At 72.8% G+C, this 19,587-nt stretch carries 22 protein-coding genes and 2 pseudogenes; 16 read left to right on the top strand and 8 right to left on the bottom strand.

What is annotated here, in order from left to right; genetic code table 11:
• Positions 1-11: 11 nt before the first annotated feature.
• Genes OHS71_RS07775 through OHS71_RS07735 form a run of 9 tightly spaced genes read left to right on the top strand, consistent with a single transcriptional unit; the run spans position 12 to position 4,994 of the window.
• A complete protein-coding gene (locus tag OHS71_RS07775) occupies positions 12-446 on the top strand; it encodes a gas vesicle structural protein GvpA (RefSeq protein WP_328478161.1) in 435 nt (144 codons plus the stop codon).
• A complete protein-coding gene (locus OHS71_RS07770) occupies positions 443-1,192 on the top strand; it encodes a GvpL/GvpF family gas vesicle protein (protein WP_328478159.1) in 750 nt (249 codons plus the stop codon). The genes OHS71_RS07775 and OHS71_RS07770 overlap by 4 nt, the downstream gene beginning before the upstream one ends.
• 7 nt (positions 1,193-1,199) lie before the next feature.
• Positions 1,200-1,463 carry a gas vesicle protein GvpG gene (locus OHS71_RS07765; RefSeq protein ID WP_328478157.1) on the top strand — a complete coding sequence of 88 codons (264 nt, stop codon included), beginning with the start codon at positions 1,200-1,202 and terminating at the stop codon, positions 1,461-1,463.
• Positions 1,460-2,179 (top strand): DNA primase, encoded by a 720-nt coding sequence (locus OHS71_RS07760; RefSeq protein ID WP_328478155.1) that lies wholly within the window; start codon positions 1,460-1,462, stop codon positions 2,177-2,179. Before OHS71_RS07765 ends, OHS71_RS07760 begins: the two co-directional genes overlap by 4 nt.
• Complete coding sequence (locus tag OHS71_RS07755; protein WP_328478153.1) at positions 2,176-3,372, top strand: SRPBCC family protein; 1,197 nt, start codon at positions 2,176-2,178, stop codon at positions 3,370-3,372. The genes OHS71_RS07760 and OHS71_RS07755 overlap by 4 nt, the downstream gene beginning before the upstream one ends.
• Positions 3,369-3,716 carry a gas vesicle protein gene (locus OHS71_RS07750; protein WP_328478151.1) on the top strand — a complete coding sequence of 116 codons (348 nt, stop codon included), beginning with the start codon at positions 3,369-3,371 and terminating at the stop codon, positions 3,714-3,716. Before OHS71_RS07755 ends, OHS71_RS07750 begins: the two co-directional genes overlap by 4 nt.
• Positions 3,713-4,528: a GvpL/GvpF family gas vesicle protein gene (locus tag OHS71_RS07745; protein WP_328478149.1), complete on the top strand. Its 816-nt coding sequence runs from the start codon at positions 3,713-3,715 to the stop codon at positions 4,526-4,528. The genes OHS71_RS07750 and OHS71_RS07745 overlap by 4 nt, the downstream gene beginning before the upstream one ends.
• Positions 4,525-4,713, top strand: coding sequence for a gas vesicle protein (locus tag OHS71_RS07740; RefSeq protein ID WP_319170330.1), 189 nt, complete (start codon positions 4,525-4,527; stop codon positions 4,711-4,713). The genes OHS71_RS07745 and OHS71_RS07740 overlap by 4 nt, the downstream gene beginning before the upstream one ends.
• A complete protein-coding gene (locus OHS71_RS07735; protein ID WP_328478144.1) occupies positions 4,710-4,994 on the top strand; it encodes a gas vesicle protein K in 285 nt (94 codons plus the stop codon). Before OHS71_RS07740 ends, OHS71_RS07735 begins: the two co-directional genes overlap by 4 nt.
• 65 nt (positions 4,995-5,059) lie before the next feature.
• On the opposite strand, the gene OHS71_RS07730 is transcribed toward OHS71_RS07735, so the two are convergent.
• The 3 genes and pseudogenes from OHS71_RS07730 to OHS71_RS07720 form a co-directional block, all read right to left on the bottom strand.
• Positions 5,060-5,230: a hydrophobic protein gene (locus OHS71_RS07730; RefSeq protein WP_328478142.1), complete on the bottom strand. Its 171-nt coding sequence runs from the start codon at positions 5,228-5,230 to the stop codon at positions 5,060-5,062.
• Positions 5,231-5,446: 216 nt separating this feature from the next.
• Positions 5,447-6,268, bottom strand: coding sequence for a class I SAM-dependent methyltransferase (locus OHS71_RS07725; RefSeq protein WP_328478140.1), 822 nt, complete (start codon positions 6,266-6,268; stop codon positions 5,447-5,449).
• Between the two features lie 116 nt (positions 6,269-6,384).
• Positions 6,385-6,953: pseudogene (locus OHS71_RS07720) on the bottom strand (phosphatase PAP2 family protein); the annotation flags it as partial.
• A gap of 67 nt (positions 6,954-7,020) precedes the next feature.
• Here OHS71_RS07720 and OHS71_RS07715 point away from each other — a divergent pair.
• The 3 genes and pseudogenes from OHS71_RS07715 to OHS71_RS07705 form a co-directional block, all read left to right on the top strand.
• On the top strand, positions 7,021-7,680 hold the full coding sequence (locus tag OHS71_RS07715) for a histidine phosphatase family protein (RefSeq protein ID WP_328478138.1): 660 nt from the start codon (positions 7,021-7,023) through the stop codon (positions 7,678-7,680).
• Between the two features lie 69 nt (positions 7,681-7,749).
• The gene (locus OHS71_RS07710) at positions 7,750-9,369 is read left to right on the top strand and encodes an ABC-F family ATP-binding cassette domain-containing protein (RefSeq protein WP_328478136.1); all 1,620 of its coding nucleotides are present in this window, start codon (positions 7,750-7,752) and stop codon (positions 9,367-9,369) included.
• 204 nt (positions 9,370-9,573) lie between these two features.
• Positions 9,574-9,828, top strand: a pseudogene (locus OHS71_RS07705) (DUF6158 family protein); the annotation flags it as partial.
• A 254-nt stretch (positions 9,829-10,082) separates the two neighbouring features.
• Here OHS71_RS07705 and OHS71_RS07700 read toward each other — a convergent pair.
• From OHS71_RS07700 to OHS71_RS07690, 3 genes are all read right to left on the bottom strand, one after another.
• Entirely contained in the window at positions 10,083-10,625 is a 543-nt protein-coding gene (locus OHS71_RS07700; RefSeq protein WP_328478134.1) for a type 1 glutamine amidotransferase domain-containing protein, read from the bottom strand.
• A gap of 122 nt (positions 10,626-10,747) precedes the next feature.
• On the bottom strand, positions 10,748-11,128 hold the full coding sequence (locus OHS71_RS07695) for a DUF2795 domain-containing protein (protein WP_328478132.1): 381 nt from the start codon (positions 11,126-11,128) through the stop codon (positions 10,748-10,750).
• Between the two features lie 69 nt (positions 11,129-11,197).
• Entirely contained in the window at positions 11,198-12,994 is a 1,797-nt protein-coding gene (locus OHS71_RS07690; RefSeq protein WP_328478130.1) for a thiamine pyrophosphate-requiring protein, read from the bottom strand.
• A gap of 258 nt (positions 12,995-13,252) precedes the next feature.
• Here OHS71_RS07690 and OHS71_RS07685 point away from each other — a divergent pair, with 258 nt between their 5' ends.
• From OHS71_RS07685 to OHS71_RS07670, 4 genes are all read left to right on the top strand, one after another.
• A complete protein-coding gene (locus OHS71_RS07685; RefSeq protein ID WP_328478128.1) occupies positions 13,253-14,047 on the top strand; it encodes an RNA polymerase sigma factor SigF in 795 nt (264 codons plus the stop codon).
• A 159-nt stretch (positions 14,048-14,206) separates the two neighbouring features.
• Positions 14,207-14,953 carry a hypothetical protein gene (locus OHS71_RS07680; RefSeq protein ID WP_328478126.1) on the top strand — a complete coding sequence of 249 codons (747 nt, stop codon included), beginning with the start codon at positions 14,207-14,209 and terminating at the stop codon, positions 14,951-14,953.
• A 390-nt stretch (positions 14,954-15,343) separates the two neighbouring features.
• Entirely contained in the window at positions 15,344-16,591 is a 1,248-nt protein-coding gene (locus OHS71_RS07675) for an aminotransferase class I/II-fold pyridoxal phosphate-dependent enzyme (protein WP_328478124.1), read from the top strand.
• Positions 16,588-17,649: an MBL fold metallo-hydrolase gene (locus tag OHS71_RS07670; RefSeq protein WP_328478122.1), complete on the top strand. Its 1,062-nt coding sequence runs from the start codon at positions 16,588-16,590 to the stop codon at positions 17,647-17,649. The genes OHS71_RS07675 and OHS71_RS07670 overlap by 4 nt, the downstream gene beginning before the upstream one ends.
• 506 nt (positions 17,650-18,155) lie before the next feature.
• On the opposite strand, the gene OHS71_RS07665 is transcribed toward OHS71_RS07670, so the two are convergent.
• On the bottom strand, positions 18,156-18,785 hold the full coding sequence (locus tag OHS71_RS07665; RefSeq protein WP_328478120.1) for a DedA family protein: 630 nt from the start codon (positions 18,783-18,785) through the stop codon (positions 18,156-18,158).
• Complete coding sequence (locus OHS71_RS07660) at positions 18,782-19,555, bottom strand: MBL fold metallo-hydrolase (RefSeq protein WP_328478118.1); 774 nt, start codon at positions 19,553-19,555, stop codon at positions 18,782-18,784. The genes OHS71_RS07665 and OHS71_RS07660 overlap by 4 nt, the downstream gene beginning before the upstream one ends.
• Positions 19,556-19,587: the final 32 nt, after the last annotated feature.

Genomic DNA, 19,587 nt, shown 5'->3' with positions numbered 1-19,587 from the left:
GCGCGGTCGACATGACCGTTGTCCCGGCACAACAGTCCGGCGGTGGAGGCGGTTCCAGCGGCCTCTACGACGTGCTGGAGCTCGTCCTCGACAGGGGTCTCGTCATCGACGCGTTCGTACGGGTGTCCCTGGTCGGCATCGAGATCCTCAAGATCGACGTACGGGTCGTGGTGGCCAGCGTCGACACCTATCTGCGCTTCGCCGAGGCGTGCAACCGGCTGGACCTCGAGGCGGGGCCCCGCAAGGACCCGGGCCTGCCCGACCTGGTCGGCGAGATGACCGAGTCCGGCGCGCGCGGCAAGTCCAAGGGCGCGCTGTCCGGCGCCGCGGAGACCATCTCCGACGCCTTCAAGCAGGCCCGTGACGACGGCTCCTCCCAGGAGCGCGAGCCCAGGCCGCGGGCGCGCAAGAGCACCGCGGCGCGCAGGAAGGAGGAGCAGGAGTGAGCACGTACGTGTACGGCATCGTCGCGAGCTCGCACCCGGACCTTCCCGACGGGCTGGTCGGCGTGGGCCAGCCGCCCCTGCCGGTGCGCGTCCTGAAGGAGGGCGCGCTGGCGGCCGTCGTCAGCGACGCCCCGGAGGGGCTGCGGCCCAAGCGCAGGGAACTGCTCGCCCACCAGACCGTGCTGGCCGAGGCCGGCGCCGAGGGCTGCGTGCTGCCCATGCGGTTCGGCAGCGTCGCCCCCGACGACAGTTCCGTCACCGGGGTGCTCGCCGAGCGCACCGAGCACTACGAGGAGCGGTTGCGCGCCCTCGACAACAAGGTCGAGTACAACGTCAAGGCGTCCCATGTCGAGGAAGCCGTCCTGCACCTCGTGATGGCCGAGAGCCCCGAGCTGCGGTCCCTCGCCGAGGCCAACCGGAAAGCGGGCGGTGGCAGCCACGACCAGCGGCTCCAGCTCGGCGAGATGGTGGCCGCCGCGGTCAAGGCCAAGGAGGCCGAGGACGCGGCCGACGTGCAGCAGAACCTCCAGCCGCTGGCAGCGGCCACCAGTGTGGGCCCCGAGTCCACGGGCTGGCTGGTCAACGTCTCGTTCCTGGTGGACCGCGACTCGGCGGCCGGATTCCTGGAGGCCGCGGAGGAGCTCCGCAAGGGCCGTCCGCACCTCGAGCTGCGGATCAACGGGCCGCTGCCGCCGTACAGCTTCGTCGAACCGGGCCCGGCCGAACCGGCGGGTACCACAGGGTAGGTGCGTCATGGGACTCATCTCAGAGGTGCTGCTGCTGCCGTTCGCCCCGGTGCGCGGCAGCGGCTGGGTGATCCAGCAGGTGGTCCAGGAGGCCGAGCGGATCTACTACGACCCCGGCACCATCCGGGCCGAACTGGCCCGGCTGGAGGAGCGGTTGGACGCCGGGGAAATCACCGAGGAGGAGTTCGACCGGGAGGAGGACACGCTCCTGGACCGGCTGGAGAGCGCGACGCGCAAGAGCGCGGGAACGGACGACGGGTGGACAGGATGAACCGAATGGGACTGGGCCTCGCAGTGGGGGCCGGGTATTTCCTGGGACGTACCAAGAAACTGAAACTGGCCGTCGCCGTCGGCTCGTTGGTGGCCGGCAAGCGGCTGAACCTGACCCCCAAGGGCGTGGCGGACCTGCTCTCCCAGCAGCTGCGGGACAACCCGCAGTTCAAGGAGATCGGGGACCAGCTGCGCCAGGACCTGCGCGGAGTCGGCAAGGCCGCCTCCGGTGCCATGGTCGAGCGGCAGATCGATGCGCTCGCGGACAGGCTGCACGGTCGTACCTCCGAGGTGCGCGACCAGCTCGCGGGCGTCGTGCCCGGCGGGAACGGCGGGCGGTCCGCCGACGACGAGGCCGATGAGTCCGACGAGGCGGACGAGGAGTACGAGGAGCCTCAGGACGCCGACGAGGACGAGGAGCCGCAGGACGCCGACGAGGACGAGGAGCCGCAGGACGCCGACGAGGACGAGGAGCCGCAGGACGCCGACGAGGAGGACGAGCCGGAGGAAGAGGAACCGCCGAGGAAGACCGCGGCGAAGAAGGCGCCGGCGAAGAAGACGGCCAAGAAGGCCCCCGCGAAGAAGGCGCCCGCCAAGAAGGCTCCTGCTCGCGGAACGGCAGCGAAGAAGACCGCGTCGGCCCAGAGGACGGGCGCGAGGACCGCCTCGGGTGCCGGCCGGGCGGCCCGGCGACCGAAGGGAGGCGGCGACCGATGACCGAGACCCTGGGATCCGCGAAGTCCGCGGCTTCGAACGCGGGCGAGGCGGCCGGTGGCAACCCGCTCTCCGAAGTGGTGCACAGCGAAGCCGTCGACCGGCTCAAGGAAGAGGTGCAGGAGTACCTCGCCGCACAGGCCACGCGCCTGCTGACCGGTGTCGGCCACAAGCTGGGCGAGACCACGAACAAACTGAACGACATCGCCGAGGGCAACAGCCCGGGCTTCGCCAAACTCGCCCTGGACGGCGGCAAGAAGATCGCCGAGGGCAAGGGACCGGTCCGCTCCGCCCTGGAGCTCGGCGCCTCGCACGCCAAGGACAAGGTGACCGGCGCCCTGAAGAACCTCGGCGGCGGCAAGGGCGGCAAGGGCAAGAAGAGCGCCGGCAAGAAGCCGACCGTGATCATGGAGACGATCGACGTCGGCGTGCCGCTGCGCACCGCCTACGACCAGTGGACGCAGTACCAGGACTTCAGCACCTTCGCCAAGGGCGTCAAGAGCGCGAACCGCGCCGACGACACCACCAGCGACTGGCAGGGGAAAATCTTCTGGTCGAACCGCAGCTGGAAGGGGAAGACCACCGAACAGGTGCCGGACGACCGGATCGCCTGGACGTCGGAGGGCGCGAAGGGCACCACGAAGGGCGTCGTCTCCTTCCACGAGCTCACCGAGAGCCTCACCCGCGTCCTGCTGGTCATCGAGTACTACCCGACGGGCCTGTTCGAGAAGACCGGCAACATCTGGCGCGCCCAGGGCCGCCGTGTCCGCCTCGACCTGAAGAACTTCGCGCGCTTCATCACCATCAAGGGGGAGGCGGAAGACTCCTGGCGCGGAGAGATCCGCGACGGCGAGGTCGTCAAATCCCACGAGGACGCCGTCGCCGAGGAGGAGGAGGCCCAGAACTCCGAGGACGCGGAGGACGGCGAGAACGGCGAGCCCGAGGAGGGCGACGAGCCGCAGGATGCCGAGGACGGCGGCCGGGAGGACGATGAGGAGTACGGGGAAGAGGCCCCGTACGCCGAGGACGAGGCCCCCGAGGACGACGAGGAGTACGACGAGGAGGGAGAGCCCGCGCAGGACGGCGACGGCGAGGCCGCCGAGGACGAGTACGAGGAGTACGACGAGGAGGAGCAGCCCGAGGAGGAGCCGGAGGAGGAGCCCCGCGACGAGGACGAGCGCAGGAGCCGGCGATGAGCATGCCGAGTCGGCTGCCGGAGCCGTACGGCCAGGGCGGCGGATCCAACCTCGCCGACATCCTGGAACGCGTCCTCGACAAGGGCGTCGTGATCGCCGGCGACATCCGGATCAACCTGCTCGACATCGAGCTGCTCACGATCAAGCTCCGCCTCATCGTCGCCTCCGTCGACAAGGCGAAGGAGATGGGCATCGACTGGTGGGAGGACGACCCGGCCCTGTCCTCCGGTGCGCGCCGCAACGAACTCGCGCGTGAGAACGCCGAGTTGCGTGAGCGGTTGGCGCGCCTGGAGGAGCTGGCGCCGGGCCGCGCCCCGCAGGACGTCCGTGAGGAGTCCCCATGACCGGACTGCGTTACGTGTACGCCGTCTGCCGCCCCCTCGGCGCGCCCCTCCAGGCCGCCCTGTCGGGGGTGGCGGGCGATCCGCCCAGACTGCTCAGCCACCACGGCCTCATCGCCGTGGTCAGCCATGTGCCGGAGCGGGACTTCGCCGAGGAGCCGCTCCGCCGCCACCTGGAGGACCTGGACTGGCTGACGGAGACCGCCCGCGCCCACCAGCAGGTGATAGACGCGCTCACGGCCGTCAGCACACCGCTGCCGCTCCGGCTCGCCACCGTCTTCCGGGACGACAGCGGCGTCCGCGTGATGATGGAGGAGCGCGAGGACGACTTCCGGCGCACCCTGGACCGGCTCGCGGGGCGGGTCGAGTGGGGAGTGAAGGTCTACGTCGAGTCGGAGGCGGGCGAGCCCGAGCCGGCCGTGACGAAGCCGGCCTCGGGCCGGGACTACCTGATGCAGCGCCGCAGGAAGGCCCAGGCCCACGAGGACACCTGGCAGCGGGCCGAGCGGTTCGCCGGACGTCTGCACACGACGCTGTCCGGGCGTGCCGACGACGCACGCCTCCACCCGCCGCAGAACTCCGCACTCTCGCAGGCGTCCGGCCAGAACGTGTTGAACGCCGCCTATCTCGTTCCGCGCGCGGAATCCGAGGAATTCGTGGAAATCGTGGATCGGACCAAGGGGGAGGAACCCGGAATGCGGGTGGAACTCACGGGGCCGTGGGCCGCCTATTCCTTCGTGGAATCCGCAGGAGAGGGCGAGTCCGCGGCCGCGGCCTCCGGAGCGGGGAGCCCGGGGGAGGGTGAGAAGGCATGACGGTGGTGGAGCGCCGCGAGGTCGCCCTCGTCGACCTGCTCGACCGGCTGCTGGCCGGCGGGGTCGTCATCACCGGAGACATCACCCTGCGCATCGCGGACGTCGACCTCGTCCGCATCGATCTGAACGCGCTGATCAGCTCGGTCAACGAACAGGTGCCGTCGCCCTGGGGGGATCTGCTGTGACGGAACGACGCAAGCACCTGGATCTCGAACCCGACACCGTCGAGCGCGACCTGGTGAAACTCGTGCTGACCGTCGTGGAGCTGCTGCGCCAGCTGATGGAACGGCAGGCGCTGCGCCGCTTCGACACGGGCGATCTCAGCGAGGAGCAGGAGGAGCGCATCGGGCTCACGCTGATGCTGCTCGACGACCGCATGACCGAGCTGCGCGAGCGCTACGGACTGCGGCCCGAGGACCTCAATCTGGACCTCGGGCCGCTGGGACCGCTGCTTCCCCGGGAGTGAGTCGCTCACGGGAGGCGGGCCGCCCGTGCCCGGGGAGCAAGTGGTATGGCACGTTCCGCTTCAGGTCACCACCTGTACCAGCGTCCCCTGCCTCCCGAGGCGTTCGTTCCGCGAGCCAGGAATCCGAGCAGCCAGAGGACCAGAACCGCGAGTGCGATCCACCAGAGCAACTTCACCGCGAATCCGGCACCGAAAAGAATCAGTACCAGCAGCAGTACCAGCAGGACGGGAACCATAGTCTCAACCTCCTGCCCATGCGTGTTTCCCGGATTCCCGGAATCATTCGCGTTTCCTTTACGATCCGTGCGTGAACCGTGCGGGATCCGTTCATGATTTCCTTGCGGCCCGCCGCCGCGATTTCCGTGCGGTCCGTTCCGGTGATTCCCTTCCGGTGATTCCCTTTCGTGGTCGGCTCCCGCGTCCACCCGCCCCGCCAGGAGGCGGGGCTTTGATCAGCCGGCCTTGCGGCAGAGGATCTCCGCGTGCAGGACGCCGAACCAGCCGTCCTCCCGCCGCCCCCACTCCCGCCAGGCCTGCGACACGGCGCGCAGCTGCTCCACGGTGGCGTGCCCGCCCCGGGTGGCGCGCTCCGCGTACGCCGAGGCCAGGGTGCGGTCCGCCCACAGGCCGCTCCACCAGGCCCGCTCCTCGGGTGTGCTGAAGGTCCAGGTGGCGGACGTGGCCGTGATGTCGGCGAACCCCGCGGCCAGCGCCCAGGACTTCAGTCGTCGCCCGGCGTCCGGTTCGCCGCCGTTGGCCCGGGCCACCCGGCGGTACAGGTCCAGCCACTCGTCCATCCCGGGCGACGCCGGGTACCAGGTCATCGCCCCGTAGTCCGAGTCGCGGACCGCGATGCAGCCGCCGGGCCTGGTCACCCGCAGCATCTCGCGCAGGGCCCCCACCGGGTCGCCGACGTGCTGGAGCACCTGGTGGGCGTGGACGACGCAGAACGTGTCGTCCGGGTAGGCCAGGTCGTGCACGTCCGCGACCGCGAAGTCGATGTTCGTCAGACCCCGCTCGGCGGCCGTGGCCCGCGCCTGGTCGAGGACGCCCGGCGCCCGGTCGACGCCGGTGACGTGTCCGTCGGGGACCAGGGCGGCCAGGTCGGCGGTGATGGTGCCGGGGCCGCAGCCGATGTCCAGGATCCTCATATGGGGCTTCAGCGAACCGAGCAGGTAGGCCGCGGAGTTGGCGGCGGTCCGCCAGGTGTGCGAACGCAGCACCGACTCATGGTGTCCGTGCGTGTAGACGGCCGTCTCCTGTGCCTTCGACATGGCTCCACCCCTTCTCGACCAACCGGATCCCCGGTGTGCTCACCGTACGCCCGTAGCCGAATGGTGAGACGATCAGTATCGGGATGCGGACTGACGGGGCATCAGGAACCTTCGGGTGCCGGTGGGTCCCACCGCCGCCGGGGGCGAGGGGCGTGCCGGACGGCGAACGCCGCGCCCGCGAGCACACCGCCCGGGAAGTGGACGCCGGTGCAGACGCGGGACATCACCACCGAGAACGCCACAGGCGCCACCAGGCCGGCGGCTCCAGGGCGACCCCGGCCGCGAAGGCCGCCGCCGACGCCGAGTGGCCGGACGGGAAGGACGTGGTGATCGGCTGCCGCTTCAGCCGTCGCCTTCGCGGCACCGCGTCCGGCAGGGGCCGGTCCCGGCGCACCGAGCGTTTGCCGAGGGTGTTGACGGTGAGGGGGGCCAGGCCCAGGGAGGTCGGCCCGTGCACGGCGGCGCGGCGGCCGCGGTGGGTGCCGGACGCCGCGAGGGCCGCCACTGCCGCGAACCACAGCACCCCGTGGTTCGCGCTGCGGCTCAGCCGCGGCAGGACCGGCCCGGCGGCCGGCCGGCGCCGCTCGGCGGCGAACTCGAACAGCCGGCCGTCGAGGCCGAGAAGCCGGCCGCGCAGGCCGTGCCGGGCGCGCTTCCGGACAGGGTGACCGATATCGGGCAGCATGTGCTGCCGATACCCTGAGGTGGCCGTTTCTTGTGCGGGGCGGCCGTCGACACCGAAGGGTTGCTGCATGCGACTGCTGCTCGTCCGCCACGGCCAGACCCCCTCGAACGTGGACTTCCTGCTCGACACCGCCGTCCCCGGCCCCGGTCTCACCGAGCTGGGCGAGCGGCAGGCCGCCGCCCTGCCGCAGGCCCTCGTCGGCGAGGACGTCGAGGCGCTCTACGCCTCCACCCTCGTGCGCACCCGGCTCACCGCCGCCCCGCTGGCCACCGCCCGCGGTCTCGACGTCCTGGTCCGCGACGGCATCCGCGAGATCGCCGCCGGCGATCTCGAGATGCTGCCGGGCGGCTCGGAGCGCGGCGAGCTCTACATGCGCACGGTGTTCGCCTGGGCCGCGGGCGACGTCGGGCTGCGCATGCCGGGCGGCGAGAGCGGCGCCGAGTTCCTGGCGCGGTACGACGCGGTGGTGGCCGAGGCGGCGGCGAGCGGCGCGGGGACCGTCGCGATGGTCAGCCACGGCGCGGCGATCCGTACGTGGGTGGCCGCCCGCGCCGACAACGTCGACATCCCCTTCGCGGCGGCCCACCCCCTCGCCAACACCGGCACGGTCGTCCTCGAGGGCACCCCGGCCGACGGCTGGAAGGCCCTGTCCTGGGCCGGCGCGACGGTCGCGCCCGCGGGAGAGGCCGGCCCGGCGGGGCAGCCGCTGGCGGACCACGGCGCCTGAGGGCGCTGCGCGCGGCCCGCGCGCATAACGGTTTGCCGCATCCCGGGGGCGGCCCGCAGAATGCGCCTCATGGGACACCTGGAAGCCGCGCACCTCGAGTACTACCTCCCCGACGGGAGGGCGTTGCTCGGCGACGTGTCCTTCCGGGTGGGCGAAGGGGCCGTGGTGGCGCTGGTCGGACCCAACGGCGCCGGCAAGACGACCCTGCTGCGGCTGATCTCGGGTGAACTGAAACCCCACGGCGGGACCGTCACCGTGTCCGGCGGCCTCGGCGTGATGCGCCAGTTCGTGGGCTCCGTGCGGGACGAGACGACCGTACGCGACCTGCTCGTGTCGGTGGCCGCGCCCCGCATCCAGGAGGTCGCGCAGGCCGTCGACAAGGCCGAGCACGAGATCATGACCGTCGACGACGAGGCCGCCCAGCTCCGGTACGCGCAGGCCCTCGCCGACTGGGCCGAGGTGCGCGGGTACGAGGCCGAGACGCTGTGGGACATGTGCACCACGGCCGCGCTCGGCGTCCCCTACGACAAGGCTCAGTTCCGTCTCGTGCGGACCCTCTCCGGGGGCGAGCAGAAGCGGCTCGTCCTGGAGGCGCTGCTGCGGGGCACCGACGAGGTGCTGCTGCTGGACGAGCCGGACAACTACCTCGACGTGCCCGGCAAGCGGTGGCTGGAGGAACGGCTGAAGGAGACCCGTAAGACGGTCCTCTTCGTCTCCCACGACCGCGAACTCCTCTCCCGCGCCGCCGAGAAGATCGTCTCCGTCGAGCCCGGACCGGCCGGCGCCGACGCCTGGGTGCACGGCGGCGGCTTCGACACCTACCACGAGGCCCGTCGTGAGCGCTTCGCCCGCTTCGAGGAGTTGCGCCGCCGCTGGGACGAGAAGCACGCCCAGCTGAAGAAGCTCGTCCTGAACCTCCGTCAGGCCGCCTCCATCAGCCATGAGCTGGCCTCCCGCTATCAGGCCGCCCAGACCCGGCTGCGCAAGTTCGAGGAGGCGGGCCCGCCGCCGGAGCCGCCCCGCGAGCAGGACATCACCATGCGTCTCAAGGGAGGCCGCACCGGCGTGCGGGCGGTCACCTGCAAGGGACTCGAGCTCACCGGTCTGATGAAGCCCTTCGACCTGGAGGTCTTCTACGGCGAGCGGGTCGCCGTCCTCGGCTCCAACGGCTCGGGCAAGTCGCACTTCCTGCGGCTGCTGGCCGGCGACGATGTGGCGCACACGGGGGAGTGGAAGCTCGGCGCGCGCGTCGTGCCCGGGCACTTCGCCCAGACCCACGCCCACCCCGAGCTCCAGGGCCGTACCCTCCTGGACATCCTGTGGAGCGAGCACTCCCAGGACCGGGGCGCCGCCATGTCCCGACTGCGCCGCTACGAGCTGACCCAGCAGGCGGAGCAGACGTTCGACCGCCTCTCCGGCGGCCAGCAGGCCCGCTTCCAGATCCTGCTGCTCGAGCTCCAGGGCGTCACCGCCCTGCTCCTCGACGAGCCGACCGACAACCTCGACCTGGAGTCCGCCGAAGCCCTTCAGGAGGGCCTGGAGGCCTTCGACGGCACGGTCCTCGCCGTCACCCACGACCGCTGGTTCGCCCGTTCCTTCGACCGCTACCTCGTCTTCGGCAGCGACGGCCGGGTGCGGGAGACCGCGGAGCCGGTCTGGGACGAGCGGCGCGTGGAGCGGGCCCGGTAGGGGCGTCTGCCAGGGGCCGGGCCCCCGCCATGGGCCCGGAGGGCCGGAGGGGGCGTGGGCCGGCCAGGGGCCCTCCCCGGCGGCCGGAATGTTCGTCCACCGGAATGTTCGTACAGTGGATGCAGTAACGCGAGATCCACGGCTCCCGCCCGGATGCCGCTCGGGGGAGTGCTCACCATGCTCCCGGGCGGGTACCCGGACCGTATGGACGAACACGACGAGCGGGGCACCACCATGACCGGAGTCGACCCGGACAGGCTGGACGACCAGCAGCTGATGAAAGAGCTGGAGACGATCCACCGCACGCGCCACGACACCCTGCTGCACGGCTCGAACGACGCTCTGCGCGCCCACAACGACCGCATGGCCCGGCTGGAGGGCGAGTACCTGCGCCGCAACCCTGGCCGCTTCGTGTCCCCGGGCCGCACCCGCGAGGGCGCGAGGGAAAGGGCCGTCGGCGCCGTCGGCTCGCACCGGACCCGGGCCGGAACCGGGTCGACGGGGGAGGGAGACCAGGGCACTCCGGTCGGCAAGTGGGGCCCGGGAACGACGGGCGGCCCCGGCGGAGCCTGAGCCCACCGGAGCCGTCCGCTCCGCCTGTGCTGCCTGTGCTGCCTGTGCTGCCTGTGCTGCCTGTGCTGCCTGTGACGTCCGTGGCCGCCCGGCGACCGCGGCCGCCGGGCGACCACCGGTGGCGTCGCCGCCGGCCGGCCTCAGTCCGCCTCCTGTGCGAACACCTCCAGGTACGTCTCGCAGAAGGCCTTCAGGTCGTCCGGCTTGCGGCTGGTGACCAGCTTGCCGGAGCCGTGGTCGCAGATCTTCACCTGCTCGTCGACCCAGGTGGCGCCGGCGTTGCGCAGGTCCGTCCGCAGGCTCGGCCACGACGTCAGCACCCGGCCCCTTACGACGTCCGCCTCGATGAGGGTCCACGGGGCGTGGCAGATCGCGGCGACCGGACGGCCCTGCTCGAAGAAGGCCCTGACGAACGCCACGGCCTTGTCGTCGGTGCGCAGGAAGTCCGGGTTCGCCACGCCGCCCGGCAGGACCAGTCCGCCGAAGGACTCCACGGACGCCTCGCCGACGACCTCGTCCACCCGGAAGGTGTCCGCCTTGTCGAGATGGTTGAAGGCCTGGACCTCGCCCGACGCGGTCGACACCAGGACGGGCTCGTGACCCGCGTCCACCGCCGCCTGCCAGGGCTCGGTGAGCTCGACCTGTTCGACGCCTTCGGGTGCCGTCAGAAACGCGATGCGCATGGGGTTCAACGTCCTTTCCGTGTCCTTGTCCGTGTCCTTGCGGCTCGTGCGGGGGCCCTACGGGGTTCTCGCCGCCCGTGCGGTACTCGCGCGCGGCGGTCCCGGCGGTCGGGGCCGGGTGGTCACCGGCCGCGCTCGACCAGCGCCTCGGCCAGCTCCTGGACGGTGGCGTAGCGGTCCTTGCCCGGTAGCCGCCGTACCGCCTCCACGAGCGCGTCCGGCGCGTTCTTGCGGCGCAGGCTCACGGCCAGGGCCTCCGCGTTCGCGGGGAAGGAACTCCGTCCCAGGATCCGGGCGAGCTCCAGCCGTACCGTCTCCAGCGTGGCCCGCGGATTGCCCGGGACCACCGGCCCGCCCCAGATCTCGGGGTCGTCCTCGGCCGACGGCTCGGGGTCGTGCCACTCCTCCGTCCGCGTAGGGTGTCCGGACCTCAGCAGGCCCTGCAACTCGTGCTTCATCTCGTCGTCCCGGTGCACGTTCAGCCGGTCGCTGCCTCGCTGCATGTCTCTCCTCCCAGATCTTCGGCGGTGGCCACCGCGTACCCGAGGACAGGGAGCCGACACAGGGCCGCGCTACTTCGTCCGGTGCTCCGGCAGGAACTCCTGGAGCTTCGCCTTGAAGCCCTGCCTGATCATGGATCCCCGGTCGGCATCGCCCTTCAGGACCGACGCGGCGGTGGCCTCCATCTGCTCCCAGGTCGCGTGCGGCGGAACCGGTGGCACGGCCGGGTCGGTGAGGAACTCGACGACCGCGGGGCCGTCCGCCTCCAGGGCCGTGCGCCAGGCCGCCTCCACGTCCCCCGGCTCCTCCACGCGCACCCCGGTCAGCCCGAGGGACCGGGCGAACGCCGCGTACTGCACGTCCGGCAATTCCTGCGAGGGCAGGAACGACGGGGCTCCGCCCATCGCGCGCATCTCCCAGGTGACCTGGTTCAGGTCACGGTTGTTCCACACCGCGACGACCAGCCGGGGGTCCAGCCAGCGGTCCCGGTACTTCGCCGCCGTGACGAGTTCCGCGAGCCCGTTCATCTGCATCGCCCCGTCCCCGACCAGGGCGATCACGGGCCGGTCCGGGTGGGCGAACTTGGCGCCGATCGCGTACGGCACGCCGCAGCCCATCGTCGCCAGCGTGCCGGAGAGGGAGGCGCGCATGCCGGGGCGCATCGTGAGGTGGCGGGCGTACCAGTTCGCCACCGAGCCCGAGTCCGAGGTGATGATCGCGTCGGCCGGCAGCAGCGGGTCCAGGGCGCGGGCCACGTACTCGGGGTTGATCGGGTCGGCCGACAGCGCCGCCCGCCGGTCCAGCACGTCGTTCCAGCGCCGTACGTTGTCGCAGACGGTGTCGAACCACTCCCGGCCGCGTTCCTCGCCCCTGATCATCGGGATCAGCCGGCGCAGGGTCTCCTTCGCGTCGCCGACCAGGTTCACCTCGTACGGGTAGCGCATGCCGACCATCTGCGGATCGATGTCGATCTGCACGCCCCGGGCCTTGCCGAACTCCGGAAGGAACTGCGAGTACGGAAAGGACGAGCCGATCGTCAGCAGGGTGTCGCAGTCGCGCATCAGCTCGTAGGACGGCCGGGTGCCGAGGAGCCCGATCGACCCGGTGACGTAAGGGAGTTCGTCGCTCAGGACGTCCTTGCCGAGCAGCGCCTTCGCGACCCCCGCGCCCAGCAGTTCGGCGATCCGCTCGACCTCGGCCCGGGCTCCGGCCGCGCCCTGGCCGGCCAGGATCGCCACCTTGTCACCGGAGTTGAGGATCTCCGCGGCCTGCCGAAGCGGCTCGTCGGACGGGATCGTCGTCGAACCGCTCAGGCCGAGACTGGACGGCACCATCTTGAACTCGTGGGTGGGCGCCGCGTAGTCGAGCTCCTGCACGTCCCCGGGGATGATGACCGCGGTCGGGCAGCGGCGGGCGTACGCGGTGCGGATCGCCCGGTCCAGGACGTTCGGCAGCTGCTCGGGGACCGTCACCGTCTCCACGAACTCCGAGGCGACGTCCTTGAACAGCGCATGCAGGTCCACCTCCTGCTGGTACGAGCCGCCCATCGCCGTGCGATGCGTCTGGCCGACGATCGCGAGCACCGGCACATGGTCGAGCTTGGCGTCGTACAGGCCGTTGAGGAGGTGGATCGCGCCGGGACCCGAGGTCGCCACGCACACCCCGAGGCGTCCGCTGAACTTCGCGTAGCCGACCGCCTGGAGCGCGGACATCTCCTCGTGCCGGGACTGCACGAAGCGGGGTCGGTCCTCGGCCCGGCCCCAGGCGGCGAGCAGGCCGTTGATACCGTCGCCGGGGTAGCCGAAGACCTGCTCCACACCCCACTCCCGCAGTCGCCGAAGAACGTGGTCGGAGACCTTGGTGCTCATGGGAGGGACCTCCTGCGCAGGGGACACGGGCACGGGGTGGAGCCCGGCCCCCTACGAGTGACCGCCGCAGCCGCCGGAAAACCTGGACGGTGTTTGGCCGCCCGGGCCCTGGGCAGGCGCAGCCACAGTGCTTCGGACCGTAGGCACCCCCGGGGGAGGACGCGACTGCGCGGACCCCGGCAGGCCCGGCAGGGCCGCTGCCGCACCTCCCCGGTGACCGGCCGACCCGAACACTTCCCCAGGGAGTTGCCACACCCCATGCCGAACCGAGTGAACGCCAAGCGACACCCGCACGACGACGCCCCCGACACCGAGGACGCCTTCCGCAGGCTCGCCACCCTCCCCCCGGGACCGGAGCGCGACACGCTTCGCGACCGGATCGTCGAAGCCTGGCTGCCCATGGCCGACCGCCTCGCCGGACGCTTCCGCAGCCGCGGCGAATCCCTGGACGACCTGCGCCAGGTCGCCGCCCTCGGCCTGGTCAAGGCCGTCGACCGCTACGACCCCGGACTCGGGAACGCCTTCGAGAGCTACGCCGTTCCCACCGTCACCGGTGAGATCAAGCGGCACTTCCGCGACCACATGTGGGCGCTGCACGTGCCGCGCCGCGTGCAGGACCTGCGCAACCGGGTGCGCTTCGCCGGCCAGGACCTGGCGGGGACCGTCTCCGGGAGGCGGCCCACCGTCACCGAGATCGCCGAGCGGGCGCAGCTGAGCGAGGAGGACGTTCGTACCGGACTGGAGGCGCTGGAGAGCTTCACCGCGCTGTCCCTGGACGCGGAGCTGCCGGGCAGCGAGGACGGGTACTCGCTGAGCGACGCGCTCGGGGCGGCGGACCCGGCGCTGGACACGGTCGTCGACCGGGAGGCCGTCAGGTTGAGGCTCGCCGCGCTGCCCGAGCGGGAGCGGGCGATCTTGTACATGAGGTTCTTCCGGGACATGACGCAGAGCCGGATAGCCGAGCAGCTGGGCATCTCGCAGATGCATGTGTCCCGGCTCATCAACCGGTGCTGCAAGCGGTTGAGGGAACAGGTCCTGAAGGACGTGGCGTAGGAGGAGCCCGCGGCGGCGAGGAGGCCGGCGGTCACCCGGTTGGCGGCCCGCGTCCCGCCAATGGCCTCCGGCCGCGCGCGCTCGGCGGGTCCCCGGGCTCTGATGGCGATGGGGCGGGAAACGCCCCGCCCCGCAGCCGTCGGCCGAAGGAACCGTCCCATGCGTCGCACCGCCCCCTTCCTCTCCGCCCTCGCCGTGGCCGGTGCTCTCCTGGTCGCCGTCGCTCCGGCCGCGTTCGCGGATCCGGCGGCGGAGGTCAGCCCGGGCAGTGTCGCCCCGGGCGGCGATGTCACCGTGTCCGTCTCCTGCGGCCCCTTCGCCGGCGCCGCTCCCACGAGCCTCGGAGCCACGTCCCAGGCGTTCGCCGAGGGCACCGTCGAACTCGGCAGGGTCACCGGCGCCGACGACGCCCGGTCCGGTCCCGTCTACCGGGGCACGGCCCGGATCGCGCCGGCCGCCGACCTCGAGGTCGCTCCGGACGCGGTCGGGCCGGACGCCGCCTGGACCATCGACGGCACCTGTCCGGCGGCGCCCGGCGGACAGGACAAGCCATGGAGCGCGACCCTGGACGTCGCGCGCGGCGAAACGCAGCCCTGCGGGTCGGCGACCGCCGCGTCCTGCGCCACCGGGCACCCCTGCCCGCAGGACCGGGGCACCCCGTCCCCGCACGGCGACGCCTGTCCCACCGGCCGTCCGTGCGCCCCGCCCGAGCCGCAGCCCCGGACCCCCGCGTCCTACGATCCCGGCTGCCTCCCCGCCACCCTCGGGCACGGTGTCCAGGCGGGTGAGGGCGGCGCCTTCAACGACTCCGTGCCCGCGCTCGCCGCCGGTGCACTGCTGATCGCCGGCGCGTTCGGCGCGGCCTTGCACCGGCTGCGCCGCCGGAACCCCGCGGGCGACGTCTGACCGGGCCGGAAACCGGCCGGGCCCGCGCTGTGACGGACGCCGTGCGAGGAGACGGCCATGGGGTGAGGTCCCACGGGGTACTCCTCTTCCCGTGGGGCACGATCCGCCCCGTACGAGCCTGCGGTCCCCACGGGACCGCGCCCGGACGCGGACGGAACGTAAGGCACCGCACGCCTCACGACGGCGCCGGGCGAACGGGTACGGCACACGGCCCCGGGCACGACCCGGGCACGGCGATATGCAGGGCAGCAGGCAGCAAGCAGCAGGCCGTAGAGGCAGCAGGCCGCAGGGCAGTAGGGCGCGGCAGGGCGGTGAGGCAGCAGGGCGGGCAGAGCGGCAGGCAAGGCGGCAGGCGGCACGGCACCAGGGACGGACTGCGCGGAGGCTCACATGCGGCGGACGGAAGCGGTGGACCACGGGCCCGTCCGCTACGGCCCGCCGCTGCCCTCGGACGGCCTGCCGGTACTGCCCGAACTCGCCTCGGTGCTCGCCGGGGCGGCCGGCCGCGCCGACGCCGAGCCGGTCGGCGGTGGCCCCGCCCTCCTCGACGCAGCCTGCGGCTACTGGGAGCGGCGCGGCACGCCCGTCGGCCCGGAGCGGGTCGTGGCCGGACCCGGCGCCCCCGCGCTGCTGCTCGCGCTGACCGCCGCCCTCGGCGGTGACGTCCTGGTGCCCCGCCCCTGCGCGGCCTGGTGGGCGCCGTACGCACGCCTGTTGGGAAGACCCGTCTTCCACGTGGCGACCCCCGCCGAGTGCGGCGGCGTCCCGGACCCCTACGCCCTGCTGGAGACCGTGCGCCGGGTGCGGGCAGAGGGCGGCGACCCGCGGCTGCTGGTGCTGTCCGTCGCCGACGACCCCACCGCGACGGTCGCGCCGCCGGAGGTGCTGCACGAGGCGGTGGAGGCCGCCGCGGGCGAGGGCCTGCACCTGGTCAGCGACGAGACCTGGCGCGACACGCTGCACGCCCCGCACGACACCGTGCTGGTCGGCCCCGCCGAGATGCTGCCGGAGCACGTCACCGTCGTCAGCGACCTCGCCGGTGCGCTGCTGCCCCCCGGCTGGCCGGCAGCCGTCGCCCGGTTCCCCGCCTCGGCCACCGGTGACGACCTGCACGCGCGCGTGCTCGACGTCCTCACCGCGCTCGGCGCACGGGTGGCCGCCCCGGTCGCCGCCGCGGCCGCGTACGCCCTGACCGAGCCCGAGCCGGTCACCGCGCGCGTCGCCGCCGCCGTACGGCTGCACGCGCGGGTGGCGGACGCCGTGCACGCCACCGTGGTCGCCGCGGGCGGCCTCGCCCTCCCGCCCCGGGCCGGCCGACACCTGTACGCCGATCTCGACCCGCTGCGCACCGCGCTCGCCGCGCACGGCGTCGGCGACGCACAGGAGCTGGAGGACTTCCTCTCCGCCCGGCTCGGCATGCCCGCGCCGGGCGGTCACCGCTTCGGGGACGACCTCGGGGCGCTGCGCGTGCGACTGTCCACCGGCATGCTGCTGCACGGTACGAAGGCGCAGCGCATGGAATGCCTCACGGCACCCGCGCCGCTGCGACTGCCCCATGTGCAACGCGCGTTGGCGCTTGTGAGGTCGGTTTTCGACGATCTCCGTGACGACGCTCAGCGACGGGAGCCTCCTCGATGACGCAGCGGTCCGAGTCGACCACCCCCGGCACGGTGACCACCGAGGACGCCGACGCGCCGGCCCTCCTGTCCCCGCTCGCCCCCGCCGTCCCGCCGCTCACCGAGCCCCGCCCGCCGGGTGAGCGCCGGGTGTGGCCGCGCACCTTCCACGACCGGCTGACCTCGCCCCTGCCCGGCCTGAAGGCCCTCGCCCGGTTCGCCCGCGAGGGCTCGGTGCGGCCCGGCAGGGAAGGCCTCGCCGACATTCCCCGACTGCCGTACGCGCCCGCCCCGCTGCCCCGCGTGGACTCCCGGACGGTCGCCGTCTCCTGGGCGGGACACGCCAGTTGGGTGATCAGCATCGGCGGCCTCACCGTCCTGACCGACCCGGTCTGGTCCCGCCGGATCCTCGGCACCCCGGCCCGGATCACCCCCGTCGGCGTCCCCTGGGACGCGCTGCCGCGGGTCGACGCGGTCGTCGTCAGCCACAACCACTACGACCATCTGGACGCCCCCACACTTCGCCGACTCCCGCGGGACACACCCGTGTTCGTCCCGGCCGGGCTCGGGCGCTGGTTCCTGCGGCGGAGGTTCACCCGGGTCACCGAGCTGGACTGGTGGGAGGCGTCCGAACTGTCCGGCGTCCGCTTCGACTTCGTGCCGTCCCACCACTGGTCCAAGCGGTCTCTCACCGACACCTGCCACTCCCTCTGGGGCGGCTGGGTGCTCACCGCGCCCGACGGCCGGCGCCTCTACTTCGCCGGGGACACCGGCTACGGCCACTGGTTCTCCCGCATCGGACAGCGCCACCCCGGCATCGACCTCGCCCTCCTTCCCATCGGCGCCTACGACCCCCGCTGGTGGCTCAGCGACGTCCACTGCGATCCGGAGGAGGCGGTCCGCGCCACCCTCGACCTCGGTGCGCGCCGGATGGCCCCGATGCACTGGGGCACCTTCGTGCTGTCCGCCGAACCCGTCCTCGAACCCCTCACCCGGGTGCGTGCGGCCTGGCAGAAGGCGGGCCTGGAGCGGGACGATCTGTGGGACCTGCCGGTGGGAGGCGCGCGGGTGCTGGAGTAGGACGTACCGAAGGGGACGAGTATCCGGGCCCCGGGACACCGGGGCGCTGCCGGTGCACGAGCGGACGGCGGCCCCGCACGGCAGCCGTACGGCCGGACGCCCCGGCCGGAGCTTCGGAACAGGGCCTGTCGTTCGGATCAAGTCGGCCTGACTCACGGTGCCTTGTGGGCCGGCCCGAGCGGGGTGTGGTGCGTGCGGCCGCAAGGCGGCGGAGGGAGCCGACGCGATGGGGGTCCCCCCCGGTCGAGCGAAGCCGAGAGTGGGGGAGTCGGCGACCGACGACAACGCCGCAGAAGTGCGTGCGACACCCCGCGACGCGCGACTTGATCCGAACGTCAGGCCCTAAGGGCTGTCCCGTAATCCCTGGTGGATCAGTGCGCGGCGTCAGATGCGGTGCATCGCAAGGCGGAGGCACGTCCGCATACCGGATGTATTCGGGCGTTCCGACAACGCGGCGAGGTGCCGTAGCTGTCGTCGCGCGCCCGCCAGGGATTGCGGGACAGCCCTTAGGCTGCCCGGGTCCCCCTGATCCGGCGCCACAGGCTCGGGGCCGCGCTGATCAGGACGGTCAGCGCGATCGCGGCGACCACGCCCTCCCAGGGCTCGGGGAAGAGCGAGCCGCCGAGTATCCCGATCAGCTGATACGTCACCGCCCAGGCCAGACAGGCCGGGAGGTTGCCCCGCGCGAAGCGGCGCAGCGGCCACTGCGCCATCAGACAGGCCAGCATCACGGGTATCCGGCCCGCCGGCACCAGCCGGGACAGCACCAGCACGGCCGTGCCGTGGTCGCTGAGCTTGTCCTGCGCCTGGGCCAGCCGCTCCTCGGGCGCCCGCGAACGGATCGCCTCCAGCCAGCGCGAGCCGTTCTTCGACCGCATCCCGCGCCGCCCCAGCCAGTACAGCGCCGCGTCACCGCAGAACGCCGCCAGGGACGCCGTCAGGAACACCATCGCCAGCGCGTACGGCACCGTCTGATGGACGGCGACCGCCGCCGCCGTACTCACCAGCGCCCCGGTCGGCACCACCGGCACCAGCGCCCCGATCAGCACCAGCAGGAACAGCGACGGATAGCCGAGGGCCTGCTGAGTGGCCTGCGTGGGCACGACCGTCACGGTCGCGGCGAGCCACCATCTCACCGGGCGACCTCCGGGCGCACGCTCTCGCCGTGCCCCAGCCGGTGCACCGCGACCCCCGGCGCGCGTTCCGCCGCGAGCCGTACGAACTCCTCACCGGGAGCATGGAATTCATGAGGGCGCACGGCGTCCATGCCGATCGGCCAGTACGTGCCGTAGTGCACCGGCACCGCGCTGCGCGGCGCCAGCCGGGCCAGTGCCTCGGCCGCGCGCCCCGCGTCCAGGTGCTCCTCGCCGAGATGCGGCCCCCAGCCGCCCACCGGCAGCAGCGCCACGTCGACCGGCCCGACCTCCTCGGCCATGTCCTCGAACAGGCCGGTGTCCCCGGCGAAGTACGTCCTGGCCTCGCCCTCGACGACGTACCCGAGCGCGGGGGAGCGGTGCCGTCCGACCGGCAGCCGCCGCCCGTCGTGGCGCGCGGGCACGGCCCGTATCCGCACTCCGTCGACGGTGCTCTCGTCGCCCGGCTCCATCTCGCTCAGCCGCAGATGCCGCAGGCGGCGCAGCCCGGGTACCGCGCGCGGCGCGCCCCGGGGCACCAGCAGGCGCGTGCCCGGCGCGAGGCGCTCCAGCGAGGGCACGTGCAGATGGTCGGCGTGCAGGTGCGAGACCAGCACCACGTCGGCGCGCCAGGCCTCGGGCGGGGGCGGCGCGCCCCGGCGCCGGCGCAGATGCGCGAGGCGTCGGGCGAACAGGGGATCGGTGAGCACACGCACGTCCGAATCCTCGACCGTGCAGGTGGCGTGCCCCCACCACGTGATCTCCACCGCCACCTCTTTGCCTCCTTCGCGCGACTCCCCCGAAG

This window comes from Streptomyces sp. NBC_00377 (genome assembly GCF_036075115.1).
In the GTDB taxonomy this organism is placed as follows: domain Bacteria; phylum Actinomycetota; class Actinomycetes; order Streptomycetales; family Streptomycetaceae; genus Streptomyces.
Note: the sequence above shows the minus strand (reverse complement) of the source record. Positions and strands in the feature narration are given on the sequence as shown.